This is a genomic window from Paenarthrobacter sp. NPDC090520 (assembly GCF_044769205.1).
Lineage (GTDB): Bacteria > Actinomycetota > Actinomycetes > Actinomycetales > Micrococcaceae > Arthrobacter.
This window is the reverse complement of record NZ_JBIVXM010000011.1, coordinates 67,449-92,641: the sequence shown is the minus strand read 5'-3', so window position 1 is coordinate 92,641 and position 25,193 is coordinate 67,449. Positions and strand designations below refer to the sequence as shown.

Below are 25,193 nucleotides of genomic sequence, written 5' to 3'. Positions count from 1 at the left end.
AACCAGCGAGGAACAAGAACATGACCACCCCCGCCCACTCGTCCCTGCCTTCCGACCGTCCACTCGGCGTGGCCGCCATCGGCTACGCCTTCATGGGGAAGGCCCACTCGAACGCGTGGCGGAATGTGGCCAGTTTCTTCGATGTCCCGGCCTTCGAGCAGAAAGTGCTCGTGGGCCGGGACGCCACCCAGGTCGCGGAAGCCGCAGCAAAGTACGGCTGGACCGAATCCGCCACCGATTGGCGCGACGTGATCCACCGGGACGACATCGACATCATCGATATCTGCGCCCCCGGTTGGATGCACGCCGAAATCGCCATCGCCGCCCTCGAAGCAGGCAAACACGTCCTGGTCGAAAAACCCCTCGCCAACACCCTGGCCGAAGCCGAACTCATGACGGCCGCCGCAGCCAAGGCCCGCGCCCGCGGCGTGCAGTCCATGATCGGGTTCAACTACCGCCGCGTCCCCGCCCTCGCCCTCGCCAAGGAACTCATCGCCGAAGGCCGACTCGGCACCATCCGCCACATCCGCGCCGCCTACCTCCAGGACTGGCTCTCCGACGCCGGGTCCCCCATGACCTGGCGCCTCCGCAAGGAAACCGCCGGCTCCGGAGCCCTGGGCGACATCGCCTCCCACGCCATCGACCAGATCCTCTACCTCCTCGGCGACGCCGTCACCGAAGTCACCGGCCGCCTGCACACCTTCGTGGACCAGCGCCCCGGCCCCGACGGCCCCGAAGACGTCACGGTCGACGACGCCGCCTGGGCCACACTCACCCTCACCTCCGGAGCCATCGCCTCCGTGGAAGTCTCCCGCGTCGCCACCGGACAAAAGAACTCCCTGAAACTGGAAATCTACGGCGACAAAGGCACCATCCTCTTCGACCTCGAATCGTTGAATGAACTCGGCTTCCTGGACGCCACCCTTCCCGTCCGGGAGCAGGGCTTCCGGAGGATCCTCGTCAACGAACCCGAACACCCCTACCTCGAAGCCTGGTGGCCGCAGGGTCACGTCATTGGCTGGGAACACACCTTCACCCACCAGGTCCGCGACTTCCTGCTGGCCATCCGCGACGGAAGCCAGCCGTCGCCGTCGTTCGAAGACGGGCTCCAAATCCAGCGCGTCCTGGCCGCCGTCGAAGAGTCCGCCGCCGCCAAAAGCTCACTGATCCAGCTGTCCAACACCACCGAAGGAGCCTGACCATGCCCCGCCCGTACACCCTGTTCACCGGCCAGTGGGCCGACCTCCCCCTCGAGGAAGTCGCCAAGCTTGCCTCGGGCTGGGGCTACGACGGCCTGGAAATCGCCGTCTCCGGAGACCACCTCGACGCCTGGCGCTGGGACGAACCCGGCTACGTCGACTCCAAACTCGAACTCCTGGACAAGTACAACCTCAAAGTCTGGGCCATCTCCAACCACCTCAAAGGCCAAGCCGTCTGCGATGCCCCCATCGACTTCCGCCACGAAGCCATCGTCGGCTCCAAAGTCTGGGGCGACGGGGAACCCGAAGGCGTCCGGCAACGCGCCGCCGAGGAAATGAAACACACCGCCCGCCTCGCCAAGGCTTTGGGCGTGGACACTGTGGTCGGGTTCACCGGCTCCTCCATCTGGCAATACGTGGCCATGTTCCCGCCCGTCCCCGAAAAAGTCATCGACGCCGGCTACCAGGACTTCGCCGACCGCTGGAACCCCATCCTGGACGTCTTCGACGAAAACGGCATCCGCTTCGCCCACGAAGTCCACCCGTCCGAAATCGCCTACGACTACTGGACCACCGTCCGCACCCTCGAAGCGATCGGCCACCGTGAAGCGTTCGGCCTGAACTGGGACCCCTCCCACATGATGTGGCAAGGCATCGACCCCGTCTCCTTCATCTGGGACTTCAAAGACCGGATCTACCACGTGGACTGCAAAGACACCAAGGTCCGCCAAACCGGCCGGAACACCGTCCTCGGCTCCCACCTGGCCTGGGGCGACCCCCGCCGCGGCTGGGACTTCGTCTCCGCCGGCCGCGGCGACGTCCCCTGGGAAGCCTCCTTCCGCGCCCTCACCGCGATCGGCTACAACGGCCCCATCAGCATCGAATGGGAAGACGCCGGCATGGACCGCCTCCACGGCGCCCCCGAAGCCCTCAAAGCCCTCAAAAACTTCGACTTCCCCGCCTCCCAAACCTCCTTCGACGCCGCCTTCAGCCAGGACTAGGCCCGTGGCGGAAACGGTAAAGAACGACGACGGCGACGGTTTCGACCCGCTGTTCGACGGCACCTCCTTGGCCGGTTGGTACTCCGTACCTCGCGTGTACGGTACGGAGTACCCCGGCGGGCCCCTCCTCCTGGAGCGTTTCGAAGCCCTGGGCCTGACCCCGCCGGTAGAGCCGGAGAAGCACCCCGCCCACTGGTTCGTGCAGGACGGCGTGCTGATCGGCGAACAGGACTCCCCCGGCAGCGGCTACGGTGGCTACCTGGTCAGCGAGCAGGCCTTCGGCGATTTCGAACTGGTGCTGGAAATGCGCCCGGACTGGCCTGCCGACACCGGGGTGATGCTTCGCCGCCGTCCGGATTCCTGGGAAGGCTTCCAGGTGCTGGTGGACCACCGGCCCTCCGGCGGCATCGGCGGTTTCTTCGGCAACGGGCTGGCAAGTTTCTCGGCGGTACCTTTCGCCGTGGACGTCGCCCTCGATGAGGACGGCCGCCCCACGCGACTGATTGCCGATGACCCAGCGACGTCGGTGGAGCCAGTCACGGAAGAGAAGCGTGCCCGCCTGAGCTACGCGGCCGACGTCGAGGATTTCCTCAACGCCTGGCGCTGGGACGACTGGAACGAGCTGCGCATCCGCTGCGTGGGTGCCCTGCCGGTCATCACTACCTGGGTCAATGGCGTGAAGATCGCCGAGCTGGACACGGCCACGCTCGATTCACCCAATTACAACGCGGCCGACGTCCTCGAAACACTCGGCAACCGGGGCCACATTGCGCTGGAAGTGCACGACAACGACTCGATGTTCGGCGAAGCCCGCTGGGGCAAGGGCGCGCAATGCCGCTGGCGGAACATCCGGATCAAGGAACTCGCCGGCGACGGCGGGAAGGACACTGAGTGAACCGCACCCTCCAACCCGGCCAGCGGAGCGAAGTCTGGATCGCCTCGGTCACCGGCGAAGCCGAACTCCTCTACAGCACGGACAGCATCCTCCTCGAAGCACCCAACTGGACCCTCGACGGGCAGTCCTTGATCCTCAACGGCGACGGGAAACTGTGGCGCCTGGACGTGGCCAGCCGCGAACTCACCCACATCCCCCTCACCGGCGTACCCGACCTGAACAACGATCACGTCCTGGATCCGGACGGGAAGAACATCTTCCTCTCCGCCAACGACGGCCACATCTACCGGGCACCGCTCACCGGCGGCCACGCCACCCGGATCACCGGGGACGACGGCTCCTGGCACTTCCTCCACGGAGTCAGCCCGGACGGCAAGGAGCTCGCGTACGTGGGGATCGCGGACGGGGATTTCACGCAGCCGGGCCGCCTCATGACCATAGCGTCCGACGGCGGTGCTGCCGCCGGCGTCGATGTTGGAGACGGCCACTGCGACGGCCCGGAGTACTCGCCGGACGGAAAGTGGCTTTACCTCAACACGGAATCCTTCAGCACGGACAAAGGCCATGCCCAGCTCGCCCGGATCCGCGTGGACGGGACAGGGTTCGAACAACTCCTGGAAACAAACACGGTGGACTGGTTCCCGCACCTTTCCCCGGATGCCCAGCACGCCTCCTACATCCGGTTCCCCAGCGGAACCCAAGGCCACCCAGCGGACTTGCCCGTCGCCGTCGTGCTCGTCTCAACAGGCGACTGGCACACTCCGCTGCACACCTGGCCGCTGTTTGGTGGCCAAGGTACGCTCAACGTCAACGGCTGGTCGCCGGACTCCTCACGGTTCGCGTTCGTCGCGTACCCGCTCACTGACCCATCAAAGGACTAAGCACGTGACCCACAACCATGGCACCTCCGACGGCACCATCCGTTGGGGCATCCTCGGCACCGGCTTCATCGCCGGACTGCAAACCGCGGACCTGCGCGAGAACGGCTTCACGGTCCAGGCCGTGGGCTCCCGCTCCCTGGACTCCTCCAAGGCGTTCGCCGAACAGCACGGCATTCCCACCGCGCACGGCAGCTACGAGGACCTCGCCGCGGACCCCGAGGTGGACGTCATCTACATCGCCACCCCGCACCCTATGCACCACGCCAACGCGCTGCTGGCGTTGAACGCCGGGAAGCATGTCCTCGTGGAGAAATCGTTCACCATGAACGCCCGGGAGGCCCGAGAGATCACCGACCTGGCTGCGTCCAAGGGATTGGTGGCGCTGGAGGCCATGTGGACCCGGTTCCTGCCCCACATGATCCGGATCCGCGAGATCATCGCCGCCGGCACCATCGGCGAGGTCCGCAAGGTGGTGGCCAGCCACAACCAGAGCCTTCCCACCGATCCCGCGCACCGGCTCAACGATCCCGTGCTCGGCGGCGGTGCTCTGCTGGACCTGGGCATCTACCCGGTCTCCTTCGCGATCGACATCCTCGGGACGCCGTCGCGGGTCACCGCGACCGCATCGATGACGGCCACCGGCGTCGACCGCCAGACCGCGGCGATCTTCGATTACGACGGCGGTGCGCAGGCCTTGGTGGACTGCGAACTGGACGCTGCGTGCGCCAACCGCGCCATGGTGATCGGGACAGAGGGGTGGATCGACATCGAGCACACCTGGTACAACCCGGTACCGTTCACGGTCCATGCCGTGGATGGCTCCGTGGTGGAGCGCTTCGATGAGCCCGTGACCAGCCGCGGCATGCAGTACCAGGCCGCCGAGCTGGAGCGGCTCGTGGCCGCTGGGGAAACGGCGGGCACCATCCTCCCACCCGCGGAAACGGTGGCGATCATGGCCGCGATGGACGAGATCCGCCGGCAGATCGGGCTGAGCTACGAGGCGGACAAGTCATGAGCGAAACACCCCGGCTCGCGGAACTCCGGGCCCAGGAAGAGGAACTGGTCTTCGCAAGCTTCGACCACCACGATGCCTGGCGGCTCGGCTCCCTCATCGCCAACCACGCCATCTCGTCCGGTTTCGGTGTGGCCATTGATATCCGCCGGCACAATATCGTGCTGTTCCGCTGCGTCCTGCCCGGAGCCACGTCCGACCAGGAAGAATGGATCCGACGGAAGTCGGCCTCAGTGCTGCGGTTTGAGCACAGCACTGCGCTCTTGTCCGAACAGTTTTCCGCCGCTGGCCACAGCCCGCTCGGCGGGGGTTGGCTTTCGCACGACGACTACACCCTGGCTGGCGGCTCCTTCCCCATCCGGGTAAAGGGTGCCGGGGTCATCGGCGCGATCACTGTGTCCGGACTGGCCTCCGATGAAGACCACCAGCTGGTGGTGGATGGCATCCGGAACTACCTGAAGACAGTAGGGACGTGAATTTCTAGGCCATCAACCACACGGCGCCCAAGCCCAGGGCGGCGATCAACGCCCACGCGCACAAGGCCATGACCAGGGACCGTGGTCCGGCGTGCAGGAGTTCCCGCACCCGGACCGCGGAGCCCAACCCAAAGAGGGCGGCCCCGAGTGCGATCTCCTGCAGCAGGCCCCCGACATCCAGCACCACTGGCGAAGCCCAGCCAAAGGTGCGGAGGGCGATCATGGCCAGGAACCCCAGCACGAAGAGCGGCACGATCGGCGGGAACTTACCTGGGGTGCCCGGGGTGCCTGCAGCACTCCGCACCCGCCGGCGGCGCTCCCACACGCCAGCCGTCGCGACGATGGGTGCCAGCAAAACCACCCGCGTGAGCTTGATGACCACCGCAGCGCTCAAGGCAACCGCACCGGCGGTCTGGGCCGCAGCCACCACCTGTCCCACGTCGTGTACTGACGCTCCCACCCAGCGGCCGAAGGTCACGACGTCCAAACCCAGCGGGTGCATCAGCAGGGGCAGGGTGCCAATGGCCAACGTGCCGCACAGGGTTACCAGGGCCACCGGCAGCACGGTGTCCTCATGCTTGGTTCCCCGCACGGCAGCCATGGCACCGATCGCCGAGGCTCCGCAAATGGAGAACCCTGTGGCGATCAGCAGCGGGACATCGCCGGGAAGCTTGAAGAGCCTGCCCAGTACGTAGGTCCCGGCAAAGGCGAGCAACACCACGGCGACGATGAGCCCAAAAGCCTGCCAGCCCAGCGAAGCGATATCTCCCAGGCTCAGTTTCAGCCCCAGCAGGACGATGCCCGCACGCATCAAGTGCTTGCCGGCGAAGCGCAGCCCCGCTCGCCAGGGGCCTTCTACCCAGCCGGAAACGCCGGGCACATTGGCGGCCACAATCCCCAGGACCACGGCGATGGTCATGGCCGGCAGGGACGGCAGCAGGGCATGGAGTCCGAAGGCTACGCCCACGGCAACAACGCAGGCCGCAAGTCCAGGAGCAAGAGCCCGGATAGCTGCCGCGGCGTGTGCCTTCGGCGTCTCCGAAACGGGTGCCGTACGCGGCCTGATGGTGCTCATGGTTCCACGATCCCCCCGAAACCGCAGCCCACGATAGCCCTCACTTCGGCCTGAACCCATGCTTAATTGACATGAGCTGAACCCTAGGCATATCTTCCAAGCATGAGCAGTCGCCCCGATCTGACCGCGCTGGAAATCCTCGTCCTGGTCGCCGAGACAGGCTCGCTCGGCGCTGCGGCCCGCCGGGTGGGCATGGCCCAGCCCAATGCCAGCCGCGCCCTCGCCCGGCTGGAACGGCAACTTGGGCTCACCCTGGTGATCCGTACCCCCGCGGGTTCCCGGGTCACGAACGAGGGCGAGGTGGTGACGGCTTGGGCGCGCGAGGCCCTCGGCGCCATGGACCGGATGATCCTGGGCGCACGGTCCCTGGCTGAGGAGCAAGCTGCCCATTTGACCGTGGCGGCCAGCCTCACCATTGCCGAGTACCTGGCCCCGCGCTGGTTGGCACGCTTCCGGAGGGCACACACGGACCTGCACGTCAGCCTGGCCGTGGGCAACTCCGGGGAGGTCCTGGAACAGGTAGCCGCCCGGCAGGTTCCCCTGGGCTTCGTGGAAACGCCCGCACTGCCGCGCACTGTTGCTTCAACCACCGTGGCCCGCGATGAGCTGGTTGTGGTGGTGGGGACTACCCACCCCTGGGCGCGCAGGCGTACACCGGTGGACCCCCAAGAACTGACCGCCGCCGACCTGGTGCTCCGGGAGGTAGGGTCGGGAACCCGCGACACTTTGGTCAGGGCCCTGGAACGATCAGGGACGCCGTTGCCCGAGGCACGCCTGGAGCTCGCCAGCACCGTGGCTGTCAAAGCAGCAGCGGCCGAGGGCGCGGCCGTGGCCGTGCTGAGCGAGCTCGCCGTCACGGCCGAACTCGCCACCGGGCAACTCGTCGCCGTCCCTGTTCAAGGACTGGATCTCACGCGTTCCCTGCGGGCCGTCTGGCTCCCCGAACGCAGGCCCGACGGCAGCGCCGCGGAATTGATCCGCATCGCCAAGGCAAGCAACTGAATTACAGCAGTCACCGCGCCTTGAGCACGTACCGCCTTTCCGGACGTCCGACGCCGTACTTCAGCTTCACGTCCAAAGCGCCGGCATCGTGGAGGTACTCCAGGTAACGCCGTGCGCTGACCCGCGAGGTCCCCAGCTGCTCGGCCACCTCGGCTGCTGAAAGGTCTCCCGACGCCGCCTTCAACGTCTCCTCAACCCGCTCCAACGTTTCCACGCTGCACCCCTTGGGCAGGCTCCGCTCCGAGGCACCGAGGCCGAAGACCCTGTTGACGTCGGACTGCTCCGCTTCCACCTTGGAGCCATCCAGGCCGTGGTACGCGTTCAGGTAATGCTCAAGCCGTTCCTGGAGATCTGCTTGGGAAAAGGGCTTGATGAGGTAGTGCACAATCCCGCCGCGCAGGGCCTTGCGCACGGTCTCCACCTCCCGCGCGGCACTGATCACCAGCACGTCCAGGTCCGGGGCCACCTCACGCAATTGGTGCATGAGGTCCAGGCCATTGATGTCCGGGAGGTGGATGTCCAGCAGCACCAGGTCCGGTTGGAGCCGCTCCGTTTCCAGCACGGCCTGCGCGCCGGTGTGCGCCACTCCGAGCACCACGAAGCCCGGCGTCCGCTGGATGAAGCCGGCATGCACCTTGGCCACCATGAAGTCGTCATCGACAATCAGGACCTTGATCACGGGCGGACTGCCTCCTTCCTGAATCGGGCGGCGAACACGGCACCGCCCTCGTTCGAGACCGACAGGTCTCCCCCGCCACGCCGGCAAATGACCCGGGACAAGGCCAGACCGAAACCACGCGCCTCACCCGGATCCGGATCCTTGGTAGAGAAGCCCTGCTGGAAGATTTCATCCACGGCATCATCCGGCACACCGGGACCATTGTCCCGCACGGTCACCGTTACCCCGTCCTCCATGTCCACCACCAGCACAGTGACCGATGCTCCGGGAAGGCCCGTCACGGCGTCGAACGCGTTGTCCACCAGGTTCCCCACAACGGTGGCGAGGTCGCGGGAGAGTTCCTCCGGTACGCGCGGCAGTGCGGATTCCGGCGCGAGCTGGAGTTCAACCCCGCGCTCAGCCGCAAGGCTGGTTTTGGCGATCAGCAAAGCGGCGAGCGCGGGGTCCTGGATGCGGCTGGTGACTTCGTCGTTGAGGCGCGTGCGGTCCACCGTGGCTCCGTTGACGAACTGGATGACCGAGTCGTATTCCTCCAGCTGGAGCAGGCCGGAGATCACGTGGAGCTGGTTGGCGAACTCGTGGGCCTGGGCTCGCAGGGTGTTGGTCACGGTGCGGGTTGCCCCCAGTTCGCGTTCCAGCGAAGACATCTCCGCACGGTCCCGCAAAGTGGTCACGGAGCCGATGTCCCGTCCACCAGACGTCAGCGCCACCCTGTTCATGACCACCAAGCGGTCCCCCACCAACACCAACTGGTCCGGACCCGCCTGCTCCCGCGCCAAGACCACTTTCAACGCAGGATCGACGGACAGGGAGCCGAGGCGCTTTCCGACGCAATCGTCCGGCAGGCCCAGGAGTTGCCGGGCGCTCTGGTTGGCCACGGTGATCCGTTCGTGGGGATCCAAAGCCACCACGCCTTCCTTCAGGCCCTGCAGCATGGCTTCGCGGTTCTCCACCAGGCCGGTGATCTCGTGCGGTTCCATGCCCAGGGTTTGCCGTTTCACCCGGCGGGACATCAGGAGGGAACCGGCAACACCCAGGACGCTGGCCACACCCAGGTAGGTGAGCAGGTTCGGTGCGGCGTCTCCCAGCCTTTCCAGTGTTGAGGGGTAGTTGCGGCTGATGGAGGCGATGCCGATCATCTTGCCGGCATCGTCCAGGACAGGGACGTGGGCCGAGAGGACCGGAGTGTTCCCGCCTGCCACCACGCCGGTCCAGGCCCGCCCCTCCATCACCCGGCTCTCACCGAGCGGGAGGGCCTTGCCAACCAGCCCCGGGTCGGACGCGGTGACCACCGTGCCGTCCAGCTTGGCCAAAGCCACCTGGGCTGAGCCGGAGACCGTACGGACCGATTCCGCTACTGCCGGAAGCGACGAGCCGGCGCGGGGTTCCGCCGTCGGAAGCAGTTCGCGCACGGTGGGATTGTTCCCCAGGGCCTCGGCAGCAGAGAGCGCCCGGCGTCCCTCCGTACGTTCAAAGTTTGCCGCGGACTCGGCAAGGGAGATGGCGGCGACAGCTACCAGCACGGCAAGGACAATCAGCAACTGCAGCACAAGGTATTGTCCCGCCAGGGACATGCCTCTTCTTCGAGACGGTCGAGTCAAGGTGTGGTCCTTTGGATGATGTCCACGTTGCCGGACGCTGCTGGGGCCCCGATGCGTTCACTGGCTGTCCGCCATGGAGTACCGGAACTATACCCCAGTGCTGGCCGGAAGCGTGCCGGAGCGTGAACGCAATGAACTTAAAGATCACTGCGAACACAAGAGTGATCCCCGTCACGGACGGTCCTAGCATCGACGGCAGGGCAGGAACCCGACGACGGACCCTGCACAGGAATTCGACGAAGAATTTTCACACTGAGATGAGGAACACCATGCGCCAGATCCGCGCATTGCGCATTGCCGCCGTAGCAGCCGGCATCGCCCTGATGGCCACCGGTTGTGGCGCCACCAGCAAGAACTCCACCGGCACGGAAAGCTCCGGGGCCGCCAAGCCCATCAGTGGGCTCCAGATCATGGTCCCCAACACCCCTGGTGGCGGTTACGACACCACGGCCCGCGCTGCGGCCAAGGTCCTGGATGACGAAAAGATCACCAGCAACACCGAAGTCTTCAACCTGGCCGGAGCCGGCGGCACAGTGGGCCTGGCCCGCGTGGTCAACGAGAAGGGCAACGGCGATCTGGCCATGCTCATGGGCCTGGGCGTTGTGGGCGCCAGCTACACGAACAAGTCCGAGTCGAAACTGACCCAGACCACTCCCCTGGCCCGGCTGATCGAAGAGCCCGGCGCGATCATGGTCAGCAAGGACTCCCCGTACAAGACCATCGATGACCTGGTGAAGGCATGGAAGGCCAACCCGGCGTCCATCTCCGTCGGCGGCGGGTCCTCCCCGGGCGGCCCGGACCACCTCCTGCCCATGCAACTGGCCGGCGCTGTTGGCATTGACGCCACCAAGGTCAACTTCGTTTCCTACGACGGCGGCGGCGACCTCCTCCCGGCGATCCTCGGCAACAAGCTCGGCTTTGCCGCTTCGGGCGCCGGCGAGTACTTGGAACAGATCAAGTCCGGCGAAGTCCGGGTCCTGGCCACCAGCGGCGAAAAGCGGTTGGACGGCGTGGACGCTCCTACGCTGAAGGAATCCAACATCGACCTGGTCTTCACCAACTGGCGCGGGATCGTGGCCCCTCCGGGCATCAGCGAGGACGACAAGAAGTCGATGATCGCCGCGCTGGAAAAGATGCATGAGTCCGCCGGCTGGAAGGAAGCCCTGAAGACCCACAGTTGGACCGATGCGTTCATCACCGGTGACGAATTCCAGAGCTTCCTGACTGACCAGGACAAGCGCGTTGCCGATGTCCTGACCAAGCTTGGCTTGGCGTGAGCACTGCAGTAAAAGCCCTCAAAGGCCGCGCCGAGCTGGGGGTCTCCCTCCTGCTCGGCGCGGCCGGGGTCCTGGTCTTCCTGGATGCCAATGGCCTGGTCACCCCGTACTCGAAGTCGGACCCGGTTGGACCCAAGACTGTGCCGTTCATCGTGGCCGGACTCCTGGTGGTTTGTGCCGTGCTGTTGGCCATCAACGTCCTCCGTGGCGGAAAGGGTGAAGCCGAGGGCGGCGAAGACGTGGACCTCGCCCACCCCGCCGACTGGAAGACCGTCCTCCCCCTCGCCGGAGCGTTCATCCTCAATATCCTGCTGATCGACTGGGCCGGCTGGGTCATCTCCGGAACTGTCCTTTTCTGGGGCAGCGTCCTGGCCCTGGGCAGCCGAAAGTATGTCCGGGACGGCCTGATCGCACTGGCCCTTTCCTTGCTGACCTTCTATGGCTTCTACCTCGGTCTTGGCATCGCACTGCCCGCCGGGCTTCTGGAAGGAATCCTCTGATGGACGTCCTGTCCTCCCTGATGGACGGTTTTGCCACCGCCCTGACCCCTATGAACCTGCTCTACGCCATGATCGGCGTGCTCCTGGGCACTGCCGTTGGCGTCCTGCCCGGCCTTGGCCCGGCCATGACCGTGGCCTTGCTGCTCCCTGTCACGTACGCCTTGGAACCCACCAGCGCCTTCATCATGTTCGCTGGCATCTACTACGGCGGCATGTACGGCGGCTCCACTACCTCGATCCTCCTGAACACCCCCGGAGAATCGTCCTCGGTGGTCACGGCCATCGAAGGCAACAAAATGGCCAAGGCCGGGCGCGCAGCCCAGGCATTGGCCACCGCGGCCATCGGATCGTTCGTTGCCGGAACCATCGGCACCGCGTTGTTGGCCGTCTTTGCGCCGATCGTGGTGAAATTCGCCGTCAGCCTCGGGGCGCCAAGCTACTTCGCCATCATGATCCTCGCCCTGCTGGCGGTCACGGCTGTCCTGGGCTCCTCGCGGCTCCGCGGCTTCGCCTCCCTGGCACTTGGCCTGGCGATCGGCCTGGTGGGCATGGATTCCGTGACAGGCCAGCGCCGCCTGACGTTCGGCCAGCCGCTGCTTGCCGACGGCCTGGACATTGTTGTTGTTGCGGTGGCGATCTTCGCCGTGGGCGAAGCCCTCTGGGTTGCTGCCCACCTTCGCCGCAGCCCGCTCCACATCATCCCCGTGGGCCGCCCGTGGATGGGCCGGAAGGACTGGGCCCGTTCCTGGAAGCCGTGGCTTCGCGGCACCGCCTTTGGTTTCCCCTTCGGAGCCCTGCCTGCTGGTGGTGCGGAGATTCCCACGTTCCTCTCCTACGTCACGGAAAAGCGGCTGAGCAAGCACAAGGAAGAGTTCGGCAAGGGGGCCATCGAAGGCGTGGCCGGGCCGGAAGCTGCCAACAACGCAGCAGCGGCAGGCACCCTGACCCCCATGCTCGCGCTGGGCCTGCCCACCAACGCAACAGCCGCCGTCATGCTGGCTGCCTTCACTACCTACGGCATCCAGCCGGGACCACAGCTCTTCTCCAGCCAGGGACCACTGGTCTGGGCCCTCATTGCCAGCCTGTTCATCGGCAACCTGTTGCTGTTGCTGATCAACCTTCCGCTGGCTCCCCTTTGGGCGAAGCTCCTGCAACTCCCCCGGCCCTACCTCTACGCGGGCATCCTGTTCTTCGCCACCCTTGGCGCGTACTCGGTGAACCTGCAGGCCTTCGACCTGGTGATCCTGCTGGTCCTCGGTGCACTCGGCTTCATGATGCGCCGCTTCGGGCTCCCCGTCCTGCCGCTGATCCTGGGTGTCATCCTCGGCCCGCGCATTGAAGGCCAGCTCCGCAAGACCCTGCAGCTGAGCGCCGGCGACCCTGCCGGACTCTTCAGCGAGCCGATCGCGATCGTGGTCTACGTCATCGTGGCGATCGTGCTGGTGTGGCCCTTTGCCTACAAGCTCATCAAACCCAAGCGGCCAGCCAAGGACCCGCTGCTCCCCGCCAACTCCGGCGCTGCCGACTACAGCGACTAACCACCAGAAACAGGAGAACCCATGACCATCGTGGTGGGATACGTCCCCACACCCGAGGGCGAAGCAGCCCTGACGCAGGCCATCGCCGAAGCCAAGAACCGCAAGGACACGCTGCTCGTCATCAATTCCTCCAAGGGCGATGCACTGGTGGACAACCGCTACGCCCAGGAGCCGGACATCCAGACCGTGGAGGACCGCCTGGCGCAGGAGGGCATCCAGCACACCATCAAACAACCGGTCCGTGGCCACGATGCCGCGGCTGAGGTCCTGGACGCTGCCGACGAACACGACGCGGAACTCATTGTGATCGGCCTCCGCCGGCGCAGCCCCGTGGGCAAGCTCATCATGGGCAGCGTCTCGCAGCGGATCCTCCTCGAGGCCGACTGCCCGGTGTTGGCGGTGAAGGCGGACTAGGAGTCCATCCAGAAAATGCCCCTAAGATGCGTTCTTAGGGGCATTTTCCGTACACACTTTCCCAGGGGGACCGCATGACCGAAACCATCCGCACAGCGCGCACGGACGACGCCGGCAAACTCGCCGAACTGGCCGCCGTCACCTTTCCGCTGGCCTGCCCTCCCGGAGCATCGCCGGCAGACATCCAGGCCCACCTTGAGCGCACGCTCAGCGAGGCCAACTTCACGGAGTACCTCGCCGATGCGAACATCACCATCCTGGTGCTCGACGACGGTGGGCAGCTGAACGGGTACACCATGCTGATCGCCAAACCGGCAAGCGACCCGGACGTCGCTTCGGTCCTCTCGGCGCTGCCCGCCACTGAGCTCAGCAAGTGCTACGTGCACCCCGACCATCACGGCCAGGGTGCAGCGTCCCGCCTGATCAGGGCCTCCTTGGCCGATGCCGCGGACAAGGGTGCCGCCGGTGTGTGGCTGGGCGTCAACAGCGAGAATGCCAAGGCCATCCGCTTCTACGAGAAGTCCGGTTTCCAGCGGGTGGGCACCAAGTCCTTCAAGCTCGGCGACTCCGTGGAGCACGACTTCGTGATGGAGCACCGGCTCTAGTCAGGCGGAGGGAGCCGCCTGAAAGGCCCTCGAACGGAACTCTTCGATCACCCGCGAGTACAACGCCACGTGCTCCTCAGCCATCCGGGTGGCACTGAAATACTCGTCCACAGCTCGACGGCAGGCTGCCCTTGACAAGGAAACCGCGGCCTCCACGTAGTCGGCCAGCTCTCCCACGCCGGCGAGATAACCGGTTTCACCGTGCCTCACGATCTCGGGAGCTGCACCCATCCTGGTAGCCAACACAGGGGTACCCGTGGCGAGTGCCTCGATCATCACCAGGCCGAACGGCTCGGGCCACTGGAGGGGGTTGATCAGGGCTACGGCTCCACCCATGAGTTCATACTTTTCCGGGTCGGAGAGCTCGCCGAGGAACTCTTCGTCCGGGCCAAGGAAAGGCCGTACCACTTCCTGGTAGAACCGGACTTCGTCCTTGGCATGCATCTTGGCGGCGATCCGGAGCGGGACACCTGCCTCCCGTGCAATGCGCACCGCCTCCATGAGGCCTTTGTCCGGGCACATGCGTCCAACGAAGCAGGCGTAGCCACCGCTTCCGTCGCCCACCGACACTGTAGAGAGGTCCAGTCCGTGGTGGATGACGGAGGCAACGTCGAGGTCGGGAACCATGGACCGTTGGTCGTGGGAGATCGCGATGATGGCAGTGTCCCCGGCCATCGCGCGGTAGAGCCCTGCCGATTGCCCCGTGAGCTGGCCGTGGATGGTGGTCACCACGGGGGTGTCGGCCGGGCGGTGCGCATAGAGGGGACCCGCCAAGGTGTGGTCGTGGATGATGTCCATGCCCTGCATCCCTTGGTAGGCCTGCACCACGTGGCTTAGCTCGCTCAGCGTGCACCCAAGTGCCTCCGGGGCACTGGGGCCGAAGCCATTCAGCTGGGGCACAGGACACGTGCTGTCCGAAGCCGCCGCAAGGAGGACCTCATGCCCGGCATCCACGAGGGCCCGTGCCAAGGCATCAACAACCCGTTCGGTGCCGCCGTATCTCTCAGGCGGGACGGTGAACCAAGGTCCAACAATGAGTCCGATGCGCATGCTGGGGCCTCCGCGCAAAAACCCCCAAACCAGGAGCTGACTGCACAACCCTCAATAAGGCTATAAGCCCCGTGAGGAATCTAACAGGGCTTTTCCGGAATGCTCCCCCGTTCCTTCCGGTTGACGAAACCATGAAGATTGAGATCTGGTCCGACGTCGCCTGCCCCTGGTGCTACATCGGCAAGCGCCGCTTTGAAACTGCCCTGGCACAGTTCCCGCACCGTGAAGCAGTGGACGTTGAATGGAAGAGCTACCAGCTGGACCCTTCCGTGCCTGAGCACTACGACGGCACGGAACTGGATTACCTGAGCAAGCGCAAGGGCATGGCACCGGAACAGGTCAAGCAGATGTTCGCCCACGTCACGGAGACCGCCAAGGGCGAAGGCCTCGACTACCACTTCGACAAGGTGGTGGTCGCCAACAGCTTTACAGCGCACCGCCTCATCCACCTCGCCGCCACCCATGGCCGCCAGGATGCTGCCAAGGAGCGCCTGCTCAGCGACCACTTTGAGCACGGCAAGGACATTGGCAACCAGGACTATCTCAGCGAACTCGGCGCTTCCCTGGGCCTTCCGGAAAGCGAAATCGCGGAGCTCTTCACCACGGACAAGTTCACCGAAGAGGTCAACCAGGACATCAACGAGGCCCGCGCCATCGGTTTTACGGGCGTCCCGTTCTTCGTCATTGACCGCAAGTACGGCATCTCGGGCGCCCAGCCGGCCGAGCTCTTCAGCCAGGCCCTCAACCAGGCCTGGCAGGAAGCCAATCCGCTCATCCAGGTGGGCGCCACGGACGCCGAGGCCTGCGGCCCCGACGGCTGCAGCATCTAGCCAGCCACCCGCCGTCGTACCTTAACCCAAGTAGGTCGCAGTTAAGCGCGTTTTGAGCCGTCAAAACGCGCTTAACTGCGACCCAGTTGGGTGCCACGCGGCTGGGTGCGGCGCTAGGCTTTCGCCACGTCAAGCTCGACGACGGCCCAGGACAACGCGGGCAGCGTCAGGCGCAGTTCCGAGCCGCTGGCCTTGACGTTCTCCAGCGGCACCAATCCGACCCGGTCCGGCTGGGACTGGCTGTTGATGGTGAAGCGGTCGCCGCCGTCGGGCATTTCCAGGACCTCGGCGCGCAGCACTTGGCGGGCGTCGAAACCGCGCAGGGCGACCTCGACGTCGGCCGCTTCTTCCAGCCCACGGTTGGCAAAGAACAAGGCCACCCTTCCGGTTTCCTCGTTCCAGGTGGCGCTGACGTCCACCAGGTCCGTGTCACCGAAGCGGTTGTTCGAGTACTTGTCCGAGTCCACGGACAAGCGCAGGATCTGTCCCTTGGCCAATTCGGCCATGCGCGCGAACGGATGGAAGATGGTCTGCTTCCATGCCGGACCGTTTTCCTCCGACAGGATCGGCGCGATCACGTTGACCAGCTGCGCCTGGTTGGCAATGTGCACGCGGTCGCCATGGCGCAGCAGCGAGTTGAGCAGCGTGCCCACCACCACGGCGTCCGTCACGTTGTACTTGTCCTCAATGACGCGGGGATGCTCGCGCCACGGTCCCTTGACGATGTTACTCAGCTGGTCCTCGGTATCGCGGCCACGCTGGTACCAGACGTTCCACTCGTCGAAGGACAGGTTGATGTGCTTCTTGTGCTTGCCCTTCGCCCGCACCGCATCCGCGGTGGCTATGACCGACTCGATGAAGTAATCGGTGTCGACGGCGGAAGCCAGGAAACTGCCCACGTCGCCTTCTTCTTCGAAGTAGTAGGCGTGGAGGGAAACGTAGTCCACTTCGTCATAGGTGTGCGTGAGGACCGTCTGCTCCCAGTCACCGAACGTGAGCATCCTGGAATTCGAGCTGCCACACGCCACGAGTTCAATGGACGGATCCACGTACCGCATGGCCTTGGCGGCTTCCTGGGCCAGGCGGCCGTATTCATCGGCGGTCTTGTGGCCGATCTGCCACGGCCCGTCCATCTCGTTCCCGAGGCACCAGAGTTTGATGTCGAACGGGTCCTTGTGGCCGTTCTTCGCCCTGAGGTCGGACCAGTAGCTGCCTCCGGGGTGGTTCGAATATTCCACGATGGCACGGGCTTCCTCGACGCCCTTGGTGCCAAGGTTGATGGCCTCCATGATCTCCGTGCCGGCCTGCCTGGACCAGTCCACGAACTCGTGCAGGCCGAACGCGTTGGTTTCCACCGTGTGCCACGCGCCGTCGAGGCGGCGGGGCCGGTTCTCCCGCGGTCCGATGCCGTCTTCCCAGTTGTAGCCGGACACGAAGTTGCCGCCCGGGTAGCGGATCACGGTAGCCCCGAGTTCCTTGACGAGCTTCAGGACGTCCTGGCGGAAGCCATGCTCGTCAGCTTCAGGGTGGCCGGGCTCGTAGATGCCGGTGTAGACACAGCGGCCCATGTGCTCCACGAAGGAGCCAAAGAGGCGGCGGGGTACTTCTCCCACCGTGAAATCGCGGTCGAGGGTAATGCGGGCGCGGGACATGGTTCTCCTTAAGTCTGGGTGATTGCTGGAAAAGGTGCCGGGTCAGGTTCCGGCGAGTCCCGTCGTCGCCACGCCTTTGATGATCTGGCGCTGGAAGAACAGGAAGACGAGGATCAGCGGCAGGGCCGCGAGCAAAGCGGATGCCATGTTCTGCGCGTACTGGATGCCGTAGGCGCTCTTGATGGTCTGCAGTCCCACGGGCAGGGTCAGCAATGAATCGTCGTTGGTGGCGATGAACGGCCACAGGAAGTTGTTCCACGCGCCGATGAACACGAAGATCGCGACGGCGGCCAGGATGGGCCGGGACAAGGGCAGGATGATCTGCGTGAAGATCCGCAGGCGGCTGGCACCGTCCATCACCGCTGCTTCCTCGAGTTCGCGGGGAATCTGGTCGAAGAATTTCTTGAGTACGAACACCATGGCAGGGTGGATGACCTGCGGCAGGATGATGGCCCATGAGGTGTCGATCATGTTCAGTGCGAGCATTTGGTAGAACAGCGGGATGATCAGCACCGGTGGCGGGACAATGATCGAGGCAATGATCACGGTCATGAGGACCTTCTTGCCCTTGAAGTCGATCCTGGACAGGGCATACGCCACCAGTGCCGAGATCACCAGCGTGATTGCCGTGATGGCCACCGACGTGTAGAGCGAGTTCCAGGTCCAGAGCGGGATGTTGCCGTCCTGGAACACCTTGACGAACGCGTCCACCGTAAAGCCCGACGGCGGCACCCAGGTCACCTTTGGAGCGGCGGCGTCCGTCTCGGTCTTGAAGGCGGTGGCGGTGGCCCAGGCGAACGGAATCAGCCACAAGACGGCGATCACGGCCGCGACGACGATCGCCGCGATCTTGCCGATGGTCGGCTTCTTGCGGGGTTGGCGGAGCTGCTGCGCGGCCGCTTGCGATGCCGCGGGCCGGGTAAGGGTTGTGGTTGCCATGGTTATGCGCTCCTGCGGCGGGTGATGACGAACTGCATGACGGAGACCAACACGATCAGTCCGAAGAAGATGTAGGAGATGGCTGCGGAGTAGCCCAGCCGGTAACCGGTGAACCCGGATTCGAAGATGTACTGCACCACGGGACGGGTTGATCCGCCGGGACCACCGGCCGTCATTTGGTACACCTGGTCGAAGATCTTCAATGAGGCCAGGATTTGCAGGAGCACGATCATCACCGTGGTTGGCGTGAGTTGCGGCAGGGTGATGGAGAAGAACTGCCGCCAGGCCCCCGCGCCGTCAAGCGATGCCGCCTCATAGTGCTGGGCAGGAATGTTCTGCATGGCTGCCAGGTATAGGAGGAAGTTGAAGCCCACGGTCCACCAGAGCGTGGCGATGACTATGGCCCACATGGCCACGTTGGGATCGTTGAGCCAGGCCACTTTGGGCAGGCCGATCTTCGCTAGGAAGTCATTGATCAGGCCCAACTGCGGGTTGTACATCCAGGTGAAGAACAAGCTCACCACCGTGGAGGCCAACAGGTACGGCGCAAAGTAAGAGAGCCGCCAGAGCCACTGTGCCGGCAGCCCGATGTTGAGCAGGGCCGCCATCACCAAGGCCACCAGGACCAAGGGAACGGTGCTGATCACGGTGAAGTAGACGGTATTGCCCAGGGACCGCCACATGTCTGCGTCGGCCAGGGCTTCGGCGTAGTTGGCGAAACCGATGAGGCTGTCATTGGCCCCGGTGAGGGATTTACCGGTGAAGCTCATGTACAGCCCGTAAATCAGCGGCCACACAAGGAACACCAGGAAGAACACCAGGAACGGGGTGGCAAAACCCCAGCCGCTGAGGTTATCGCGGGAGCGTCGCAGGGACGAGGCAGCACCTGCGGCAGGAATGGTGGGGGTCCCGGGGTTTCGCCGGGACAAGGTAGGGGAACTCATCTAAGGACTCCTTTGTCGCTCGGGGCTTGGCCCGTTACACCGGGTTGGGTCGGGAAAGAAGGGTGTTGGTGCGGCGTTCAAAGGCATCCCATCCAACGGCTGCCTTGTCCCTGCCGAGGAGCACGTTCTGGACGTTCTCCGCGAAATACGTCTGCCAGTCGGAGCCTGAGCCGCTGAACCAGGCCTCAGGATCGTAGGCAATGATGTCGGCCGCGTTGGCGTAGTGGATCTGGGGCGTCAGCTCGCGGTAGGCCTGGGATTGGACCACTGGCTGGTATGCGGGAATGTGGCCGGCCTCGGCCCAGGACAGCGAGCCTTTCAGGACGTCGCTGACGAACTTGTAGACGTCCCGCCGTTTCTCCTCATTGACCCTGAGTTGCCGGGGAAGGACGAAGGAGTGCGAATCCGCGTACGACGCAGGTGTGCCGTAGAGCGTGGGGATGGTGGCGGCATCCACGGGGATGCCGGCCTTCTTCATGGTGGGCAGTTCCCACACACCGCTGAACAGCATTCCGGAACCGCCCCGGGCAAACTCGGCTATGCCCGTGCTGATGTCACCGCTCTTGGCCGCGATGGTGTCGTCGAACAGCGATGCCATGAACTCCAAGGACTCGATCGCGGCGTCCCTGTCCACCTTCATGGGCTGGCCCGGGGTCAGTTCCATGTCCGCTCCGTGCTGCTTGTAGAGCGTGTAGAAGAGGCGCCACATCTGGGAACCACTGCCGAGGTAGCCGAAGGACAGGCCATGGGCTCCGGTGACTTTCTGCATCTCCACCGCCATGGCCTTGAAGTCCTGCGGCGACGTGACGTCCTGGAGTTGGCCGTCGCTTGCCATGACCCCGGCTTTGTCCGCCACGTCCCTGTTGTAGAACATGATGAACGGGTGAGAGTCCAGGGCTATGGAGAAAACCTTGCCGCCCTGCTGGCTCTTCTCCCAGATCCGCGGCGCGAAGTGCTCGCCCGTGATGCCGTTCTCGGCCAGGAGATCCAGGTCCCACGGATCGATCAAGCCGCCGGGAGCGTAGCCGGGCACCCTGCTTGCGTGCATGATGGCGACCTCTGGCGGACGTCCTCCCGCCGAAGCCATGGCGAGCTTGGTGTAGTACGGCGGTCCCCAGGCAAGGACGGTGGGGTGCACCGTGAATCCGGGATTGGTTTGGTTGGCACTGTTGATCATGGCCTGCATCTTGATCCCGTCACCTCCGGACAGGAGGTGCCAGAAGTCGATGTCCTGCACCGTCGTTGCCTGGGCCGCGCCGCCGCAACCGGTGAGGCTGCCGGCAAGGGCGAGGCCTCCCAAGGCCGCCGACCCGGCGATGAGTTGCCTCCGGGATAACTGTCTCCCGGTCAAAGATTCGAACTGCTTCACCCGTCACTCCTTTGGATGGGTCCGCTGAAAGGGCACTGCTTCATTGCAAAAAGTCCGGTTCCGGCGCTTCACGGTTGCGGGTTAGTGGTGGCCCGGCGAGTGATGCAGGTCTCACATTACATCGATGTAATAGACAGGGCAAGACAAAATTGTTAGCGCAAACAATTTGTTTCCCCTGACAGGTCAACCCCCACCTGAACCGTGGCGGCCGAGTGGTCAACCGCCGGTGCTGGCCCGCTCCACGATCGAATAAGGCACCTGGACCACCCGCTGCTCCTGATGCCTGCTGGCCATCCGTTCCGTCAACAGCCGGATGGCCTCGGAGGCGATGGTGCGCTTGTCGAAAGACACCGTCGTCAACGGCGGGACGGCAAAGCGACCGTCCGCAACGTCGTCGAATCCGGCAACGGCGATGTCGTCCGGCACACGGATTCCGAGCTTCCACAGGGCGTTGAGCGCGCCCAGCGCCATGGAGTCCGTAAAGCAGAACAGGGCTTCCGGCACGGGATGGGACTCCAGGTACTCCGTGAGCGCCCGCGCAGCCGACTCGGAAGTCCACTTTTCGCAGCGGATCAGGAGCTCGTCATCAGCGTCGATGCCGAGTGATTCCAACGCCGCTTCATAACCGGCCGCCCGGTGGATCGCAGTAGCCGAATGCCGTCCGCGGTTGATGCCCAAGGCCGCAATCCGCCGTCGTCCATTCTTCGCCAGCGCCAAAGTCATGTCCCGGGCCGCGGCAAAGCTGTCCACATACACGCGGTCGGCCAAGTGCTGGGTTACCTCACCCAAAAGGACCACGGGAGGAAGGGATATCCCAACCTTCACAGCACTTTCCTGCAACACCACTGGGTTCAGAATGAGCCCGTCAATCAGGTTTGTTCTGGCGCGCGTCATGAGTTCCTGCTCACGATGCGGGTCCGAACCGGTTTCTTCGATTTGGACACTCCAACCCTGCTCATGCGCGACTTCCACCAGATGGTGCGCCATCTCGGCAGAGAAGGGAGTAGCCAGGTCCGGCAGGGCCAGCCCGATGACCCCGGACCGGCCGTTACGGAGACCCCGCGCGGACAAGTTGGGAACGTAGTCCAGCTCCTGCATGGCCTGCTCCACCCGGAGCCGCGTCGATTCGCTCACCGGCACGATCCCGTTCATGACGTTTGAGACGGTTTTCGGCGACACCCCCGCGCGGCGCGCCACGTCCTTGACCGTTGCCCGCAACAGTCCCCCTTGTGAATTTTGTCCGGTTGGATCGATGCTACGCGAGTTTGCGCCCCACCCCGCTGCGGCGGCAGGGTGTCCGCGTCCACCAGGCCAGTCCCCTGTCGTCCAGGATCCGGCGCGCGAAGGTTGTTTATCCAGATAGCGGGTAATATTATCGCGTATGTGAATACTCAAGCCTCAGCGCTTTCACCCCTGTTTCGCTCGAATGCGCAGGGCGAGATCCTGGCCAGGATCTTCCTGAATCCCGAGCGCAGTTTCACGGTTGCTGAACTTGCCCGCGCTGCCGGCACCCCCTACGCCAGCGCTCATCGCGAAGTGGCCCGCATCGTGAAGATGGGCTTGGCGAAATCGGAAAAACGCGGACAGTCCCTGGATATCCGAGTTTCAACAGACTCGCCTTTGTATCGCCCGCTGGCCGAAATACTCCGATTTACCTATGGTCCTCCCGCCATCCTGCCTAGGTTCCTTGCCCAGGTCCAAGGCATTGATGAAGCCTACATTTATGGTTCATGGGCCGCCCGCAGAGAGGGCGAACAGGGCAGCGCGCCGAATGACCTGGACGTCTTGTTGGTCGGTAACCCGTCCCGCGCTGAAGCCTATGACATAGCCCAGCGCGCGGGTTCTGCGCTGGGCAGGGAAGTTAACGTGCGTATTCTGAGTCCGGCCACATGGGCGGCCGCGAATGACCCCTTCACCAAGACCCTGAAGAAGCGTCCGCTTGTGAAACTCGAGTTGAAGGAGAATGCTGAATGATTGACCGATGGGACCGCGGCCGCGCTGAAGTCGACCAATTAATTGAGCAATCGAGGCTCACCGAGGTTACGCCGAACCCGGAGTTGGCCGATCACTATATCAGCCAGGCACACACCCACCTCAAAGCCGCGGAGACCCTACGTGAGCAGGATCCTGCCGGTGCATTCACACTTGCTTATGATGCCGCTCGTCTGTCACTGGCCTCGATCCTCGTCGTTCAAGGATTACGGCCACGAGGAGAGGGTGCTCATGCCGTCCTCTTGGAAGTGGCGATATTTCAGTTGGAACCGCCGCGGCAAAAGGAAATCCGCGAGTTTGATTGGATGCGCCGCCTGCGGAACGACACCCAATACCCCGACGTAGATCGTCCAACAGCCGGTGTCGATGACGTGGACCAAGCCATCCCCGCCGCCCGCGCGATTGTTGAGCGAGCTGAACGACTGGTAGGCATCATGCCGCCCTACCGGGGGTGACCCGGAGTTTTTCTTTTAAGCAGTGGCGAGCCCTGCGCATCCGTGATGGTGCCAAAGAAGGAACGCATGATTCGAAGCTGCCCAACTTGCTGACAGATCCCTGTAAAGTGTCTATATGCCAAGGATCACGGCCGCCACGAATGCTGCCCAACGCGCCGAGACCCAACGACGGATACTGACCGCCTTCGGAGAGCTGCTCTTCACCCATGGGCTCCCCGGGCTCACCATGACGGACGTGGCCCGACACGCCGGCGTAGGCCGCACGGCCGTCTACAACTACTACGCGGACATGGAGCAACTGCTGATCGCGTACGCCCTGGACGAGACCGAGCGCTTCATCGTGGACCTTCGCGAGTCGCTCGCGGCCTTGGAGAATCCCGTGGACCGCCTGGCGCTCTACGTCCGCGCGCAAGTGGAGGACCTGAGCCGCCGGCACCTCCCACCAGGTCCAGCAATGGCCGCAGTCCTCTCCCCCGGCTCCTTCTCCAAACTCGCGGACCATGTGGGCGAGTTGAACATCCTGCTTGAGGACATCCTCAATGATGGCGTGAAGCAGGGCTACCTGCCGGACATCGATGTTGCCCAATTGGCGCGACTCATCCATGGCACGCTCTCCGCCAGCGCCGCACGCCGCAACCGGACGCCCGACGGCGACAGTCAGGTCCCGGCCCCGCTCGCCGACGTCGAAACCGCCACGGCGCAGACGGTGCGGTTCATCCAATTGGGTGCGGGCGCGCGTTTCGACGACGCCGGACGGCCAGTGCGCAACGGCGCGGCTGACACGCTGGCCAGTTAGCTCCCTACTGTCCTGCGGGATTGGTGGGGATGATGGGCCACTTGGTCCCGTCCACTACGCGCTGGTCCTCGCGCGGACAACTGAGCTTCCCGGGTGTCTGGTCCACGAGCTGCGCATCAACCAGGCCTTGGTACCCCGGCGTGAGGACGACGTCCACCGACTCGTCCTCGCGGTTGTCCTGGTAGTAGTCCGTCCCTGCAAGGTTCCGCTGGATGTTGAAGGCTGCCGCTTGCCCCTTGACACCGGAAATCACCACGCCCACGCCCGAGTAGGCGGTGTCGCTGTTATCCACGGAGGCCACCTTGTAGCCGCGCGACGTGAACTGGTCAGCGACGGTGCGGGCCAATCCACCACGGGAGGTGGCGTTGAAGACGTTGAGGTTCACGGTTTCGTTCGGGATGTAATCGAACGTGGTGCTGGGACACAGGCTGCTGGGGGCTTTGCTGGCTACGGCCGTAGGGACTTTGATGACGCCATTCATGACGGCCCAGGCACCGACTGCTCCGGCGGCAATGACGCCAATCAACAGGACCAGGACAATTCCGTGGAAGAGTCGTCTCCCGAACCTGGAGCGGGGAACCTCGGCGTCTTCAGCGAACGTGGCACGGAGCTCGGCCCCCGTGACCACGTGGTGGCCATGGAGCCGGGTGGCGTCCGCGGGCCGCTTAGCCATCGATCACCAACACGCGTGCGTGGATGGCGGTGCGCTGGTGGAGCGCAGTCCTGACTGCCCGGTGCAGGCCATCCTCCAGGTACATGACGCCCTGGTACTGGACCACGTGCGGGAACAAGTCACCGAAAAACGTCGAATCCTCGGCCAACAATGCCTCCAAATCCAAAGTGCGCTTGGTGGTCACCAATTCGTCCAGCCGGACGGGTCGCGGCGGGAGGGCCGCCCAGTCACGCGGCGCAGAGTATCCATGGTCAGGGTACGGGCGTCCCTCGCCCACAGCTTTGAAGATCACCCTGCAAGCCTATGGAAGTTGCCGCCCTAACGGAACTTGTGACCCG

Annotated in this window: 27 protein-coding genes; 16 read left to right on the top strand and 11 right to left on the bottom strand. The window is 64.5% G+C overall.

Translation table 11 applies throughout. The features are described 5' to 3' along the window. The first annotated feature begins 20 nt into the window (after positions 1 to 20). Genes ACIQTZ_RS14760 through ACIQTZ_RS14735 form a run of 6 tightly spaced genes read left to right on the top strand, consistent with a single transcriptional unit; the run spans position 21 to position 5,464 of the window. A complete protein-coding gene (locus tag ACIQTZ_RS14760; RefSeq protein WP_402981890.1) occupies positions 21 to 1,199 on the top strand; it encodes a Gfo/Idh/MocA family protein in 1,179 nt (392 codons plus the stop codon). A gap of 2 nt (positions 1,200 to 1,201) precedes the next feature. After that, a complete protein-coding gene (locus tag ACIQTZ_RS14755; RefSeq protein WP_402981888.1) occupies positions 1,202 to 2,200 on the top strand; it encodes a sugar phosphate isomerase/epimerase family protein in 999 nt (332 codons plus the stop codon). Positions 2,201 to 2,204: 4 nt separating this feature from the next. Next, complete coding sequence (locus ACIQTZ_RS14750) at positions 2,205 to 3,095, top strand: DUF1080 domain-containing protein (protein ID WP_402981886.1); 891 nt, start codon at positions 2,205 to 2,207, stop codon at positions 3,093 to 3,095. Beyond that, positions 3,092 to 3,976: a TolB family protein gene (locus ACIQTZ_RS14745; RefSeq protein WP_402981884.1), complete on the top strand. Its 885-nt coding sequence runs from the start codon at positions 3,092 to 3,094 to the stop codon at positions 3,974 to 3,976. The genes ACIQTZ_RS14750 and ACIQTZ_RS14745 overlap by 4 nt, the downstream gene beginning before the upstream one ends. A gap of 4 nt (positions 3,977 to 3,980) precedes the next feature. Further along, positions 3,981 to 4,991 (top strand): Gfo/Idh/MocA family protein, encoded by a 1,011-nt coding sequence (locus ACIQTZ_RS14740; protein ID WP_402981882.1) that lies wholly within the window; start codon positions 3,981 to 3,983, stop codon positions 4,989 to 4,991. After that, positions 4,988 to 5,464, top strand: coding sequence for a heme-degrading domain-containing protein (locus ACIQTZ_RS14735; RefSeq protein ID WP_400336180.1), 477 nt, complete (start codon positions 4,988 to 4,990; stop codon positions 5,462 to 5,464). The genes ACIQTZ_RS14740 and ACIQTZ_RS14735 overlap by 4 nt, the downstream gene beginning before the upstream one ends. 4 nt (positions 5,465 to 5,468) lie before the next feature. Here ACIQTZ_RS14735 and ACIQTZ_RS14730 read toward each other — a convergent pair whose 3' ends face one another. Further along, positions 5,469 to 6,539: a YeiH family protein gene (locus ACIQTZ_RS14730; RefSeq protein WP_402981880.1), complete on the bottom strand. Its 1,071-nt coding sequence runs from the start codon at positions 6,537 to 6,539 to the stop codon at positions 5,469 to 5,471. Positions 6,540 to 6,641: 102 nt separating this feature from the next. Here ACIQTZ_RS14730 and ACIQTZ_RS14725 point away from each other — a divergent pair, with 102 nt between their 5' ends. Further along, entirely contained in the window at positions 6,642 to 7,541 is a 900-nt protein-coding gene (locus tag ACIQTZ_RS14725) for a LysR substrate-binding domain-containing protein (protein WP_400336182.1), read from the top strand. Positions 7,542 to 7,551: 10 nt separating this feature from the next. Here ACIQTZ_RS14725 and ACIQTZ_RS14720 read toward each other — a convergent pair whose 3' ends face one another. After that, positions 7,552 to 8,220: a response regulator gene (locus ACIQTZ_RS14720; RefSeq protein ID WP_400336183.1), complete on the bottom strand. Its 669-nt coding sequence runs from the start codon at positions 8,218 to 8,220 to the stop codon at positions 7,552 to 7,554. Then, positions 8,217 to 9,794, bottom strand: coding sequence for an ATP-binding protein (locus ACIQTZ_RS14715; RefSeq protein WP_402981878.1), 1,578 nt, complete (start codon positions 9,792 to 9,794; stop codon positions 8,217 to 8,219). Before ACIQTZ_RS14715 ends, ACIQTZ_RS14720 begins: the two co-directional genes overlap by 4 nt. Before the next feature lie 296 nt (positions 9,795 to 10,090). Between ACIQTZ_RS14715 and ACIQTZ_RS14710 the strand changes: the two genes are divergently transcribed. The 5 genes from ACIQTZ_RS14710 to ACIQTZ_RS14690 all read left to right on the top strand — a co-directional run bounded on the left by ACIQTZ_RS14710 (position 10,091) and on the right by ACIQTZ_RS14690 (position 14,155). Beyond that, positions 10,091 to 11,098: a Bug family tripartite tricarboxylate transporter substrate binding protein gene (locus ACIQTZ_RS14710; RefSeq protein WP_402981876.1), complete on the top strand. Its 1,008-nt coding sequence runs from the start codon at positions 10,091 to 10,093 to the stop codon at positions 11,096 to 11,098. Then, positions 11,095 to 11,598: a tripartite tricarboxylate transporter TctB family protein gene (locus ACIQTZ_RS14705; RefSeq protein WP_397323694.1), complete on the top strand. Its 504-nt coding sequence runs from the start codon at positions 11,095 to 11,097 to the stop codon at positions 11,596 to 11,598. The genes ACIQTZ_RS14710 and ACIQTZ_RS14705 overlap by 4 nt, the downstream gene beginning before the upstream one ends. Further along, a complete protein-coding gene (locus tag ACIQTZ_RS14700; protein ID WP_402946392.1) occupies positions 11,598 to 13,136 on the top strand; it encodes a tripartite tricarboxylate transporter permease in 1,539 nt (512 codons plus the stop codon). Before ACIQTZ_RS14705 ends, ACIQTZ_RS14700 begins: the two co-directional genes overlap by 1 nt. A 21-nt stretch (positions 13,137 to 13,157) precedes the next feature. Then, positions 13,158 to 13,550 (top strand): universal stress protein, encoded by a 393-nt coding sequence (locus tag ACIQTZ_RS14695; RefSeq protein ID WP_397323692.1) that lies wholly within the window; start codon positions 13,158 to 13,160, stop codon positions 13,548 to 13,550. Between the two features lie 74 nt (positions 13,551 to 13,624). Further along, positions 13,625 to 14,155 carry a GNAT family N-acetyltransferase gene (locus ACIQTZ_RS14690; RefSeq protein WP_400336190.1) on the top strand — a complete coding sequence of 177 codons (531 nt, stop codon included), beginning with the start codon at positions 13,625 to 13,627 and terminating at the stop codon, positions 14,153 to 14,155. On the opposite strand, the gene ACIQTZ_RS14685 is transcribed toward ACIQTZ_RS14690, so the two are convergent. Beyond that, positions 14,156 to 15,205, bottom strand: a complete 1,050-nt coding sequence (locus ACIQTZ_RS14685; RefSeq protein ID WP_402981874.1) for a glycosyltransferase family 4 protein — start codon at positions 15,203 to 15,205, stop codon at positions 14,156 to 14,158. It lies immediately after the preceding gene. 131 nt (positions 15,206 to 15,336) lie between these two features. On the opposite strand from ACIQTZ_RS14685, the gene ACIQTZ_RS14680 reads away from it, so the two are divergent. Beyond that, the gene (locus ACIQTZ_RS14680; RefSeq protein ID WP_402981986.1) at positions 15,337 to 16,035 is read left to right on the top strand and encodes a DsbA family oxidoreductase; all 699 of its coding nucleotides are present in this window, start codon (positions 15,337 to 15,339) and stop codon (positions 16,033 to 16,035) included. Between the two features lie 113 nt (positions 16,036 to 16,148). On the opposite strand, the gene ACIQTZ_RS14675 is transcribed toward ACIQTZ_RS14680, so the two are convergent. The 5 genes from ACIQTZ_RS14675 to ACIQTZ_RS14655 all read right to left on the bottom strand — a co-directional run bounded on the left by ACIQTZ_RS14675 (position 16,149) and on the right by ACIQTZ_RS14655 (position 22,157). Next, a complete protein-coding gene (locus tag ACIQTZ_RS14675) occupies positions 16,149 to 17,687 on the bottom strand; it encodes an alpha-N-arabinofuranosidase (RefSeq protein ID WP_402981872.1) in 1,539 nt (512 codons plus the stop codon). Positions 17,688 to 17,729: 42 nt separating this feature from the next. Then, a complete protein-coding gene (locus ACIQTZ_RS14670) occupies positions 17,730 to 18,626 on the bottom strand; it encodes a carbohydrate ABC transporter permease (protein ID WP_402981870.1) in 897 nt (298 codons plus the stop codon). Between the two features lie 2 nt (positions 18,627 to 18,628). Beyond that, positions 18,629 to 19,570, bottom strand: coding sequence for a carbohydrate ABC transporter permease (locus ACIQTZ_RS14665; protein WP_400336196.1), 942 nt, complete (start codon positions 19,568 to 19,570; stop codon positions 18,629 to 18,631). Between the two features lie 34 nt (positions 19,571 to 19,604). Continuing rightward, the gene (locus tag ACIQTZ_RS14660) at positions 19,605 to 20,939 is read right to left on the bottom strand and encodes an extracellular solute-binding protein (RefSeq protein WP_402981868.1); all 1,335 of its coding nucleotides are present in this window, start codon (positions 20,937 to 20,939) and stop codon (positions 19,605 to 19,607) included. Positions 20,940 to 21,155: 216 nt separating this feature from the next. Beyond that, positions 21,156 to 22,157 (bottom strand): LacI family DNA-binding transcriptional regulator, encoded by a 1,002-nt coding sequence (locus tag ACIQTZ_RS14655; RefSeq protein WP_402946381.1) that lies wholly within the window; start codon positions 22,155 to 22,157, stop codon positions 21,156 to 21,158. A 165-nt stretch (positions 22,158 to 22,322) separates the two neighbouring features. Here ACIQTZ_RS14655 and ACIQTZ_RS14650 point away from each other — a divergent pair, with 165 nt between their 5' ends. From ACIQTZ_RS14650 to ACIQTZ_RS14640, 3 genes are all read left to right on the top strand, one after another. Next, entirely contained in the window at positions 22,323 to 22,913 is a 591-nt protein-coding gene (locus ACIQTZ_RS14650) for a hypothetical protein (RefSeq protein WP_402946379.1), read from the top strand. Next, complete coding sequence (locus ACIQTZ_RS14645) at positions 22,910 to 23,386, top strand: HEPN domain-containing protein (RefSeq protein ID WP_402946377.1); 477 nt, start codon at positions 22,910 to 22,912, stop codon at positions 23,384 to 23,386. Before ACIQTZ_RS14650 ends, ACIQTZ_RS14645 begins: the two co-directional genes overlap by 4 nt. A 115-nt stretch (positions 23,387 to 23,501) precedes the next feature. Next, positions 23,502 to 24,182 carry a TetR/AcrR family transcriptional regulator gene (locus ACIQTZ_RS14640; RefSeq protein WP_402981866.1) on the top strand — a complete coding sequence of 227 codons (681 nt, stop codon included), beginning with the start codon at positions 23,502 to 23,504 and terminating at the stop codon, positions 24,180 to 24,182. A gap of 4 nt (positions 24,183 to 24,186) precedes the next feature. On the opposite strand, the gene ACIQTZ_RS14635 is transcribed toward ACIQTZ_RS14640, so the two are convergent. Both ACIQTZ_RS14635 and ACIQTZ_RS14630 read right to left on the bottom strand, forming a co-directional pair. Then, a complete protein-coding gene (locus ACIQTZ_RS14635; protein WP_400336204.1) occupies positions 24,187 to 24,855 on the bottom strand; it encodes a LytR C-terminal domain-containing protein in 669 nt (222 codons plus the stop codon). Next, on the bottom strand, positions 24,848 to 25,147 hold the full coding sequence (locus ACIQTZ_RS14630; protein ID WP_021471645.1) for a type II toxin-antitoxin system VapB family antitoxin: 300 nt from the start codon (positions 25,145 to 25,147) through the stop codon (positions 24,848 to 24,850). Before ACIQTZ_RS14630 ends, ACIQTZ_RS14635 begins: the two co-directional genes overlap by 8 nt. Between the last annotated feature and the right edge of the window lie 46 nt (positions 25,148 to 25,193).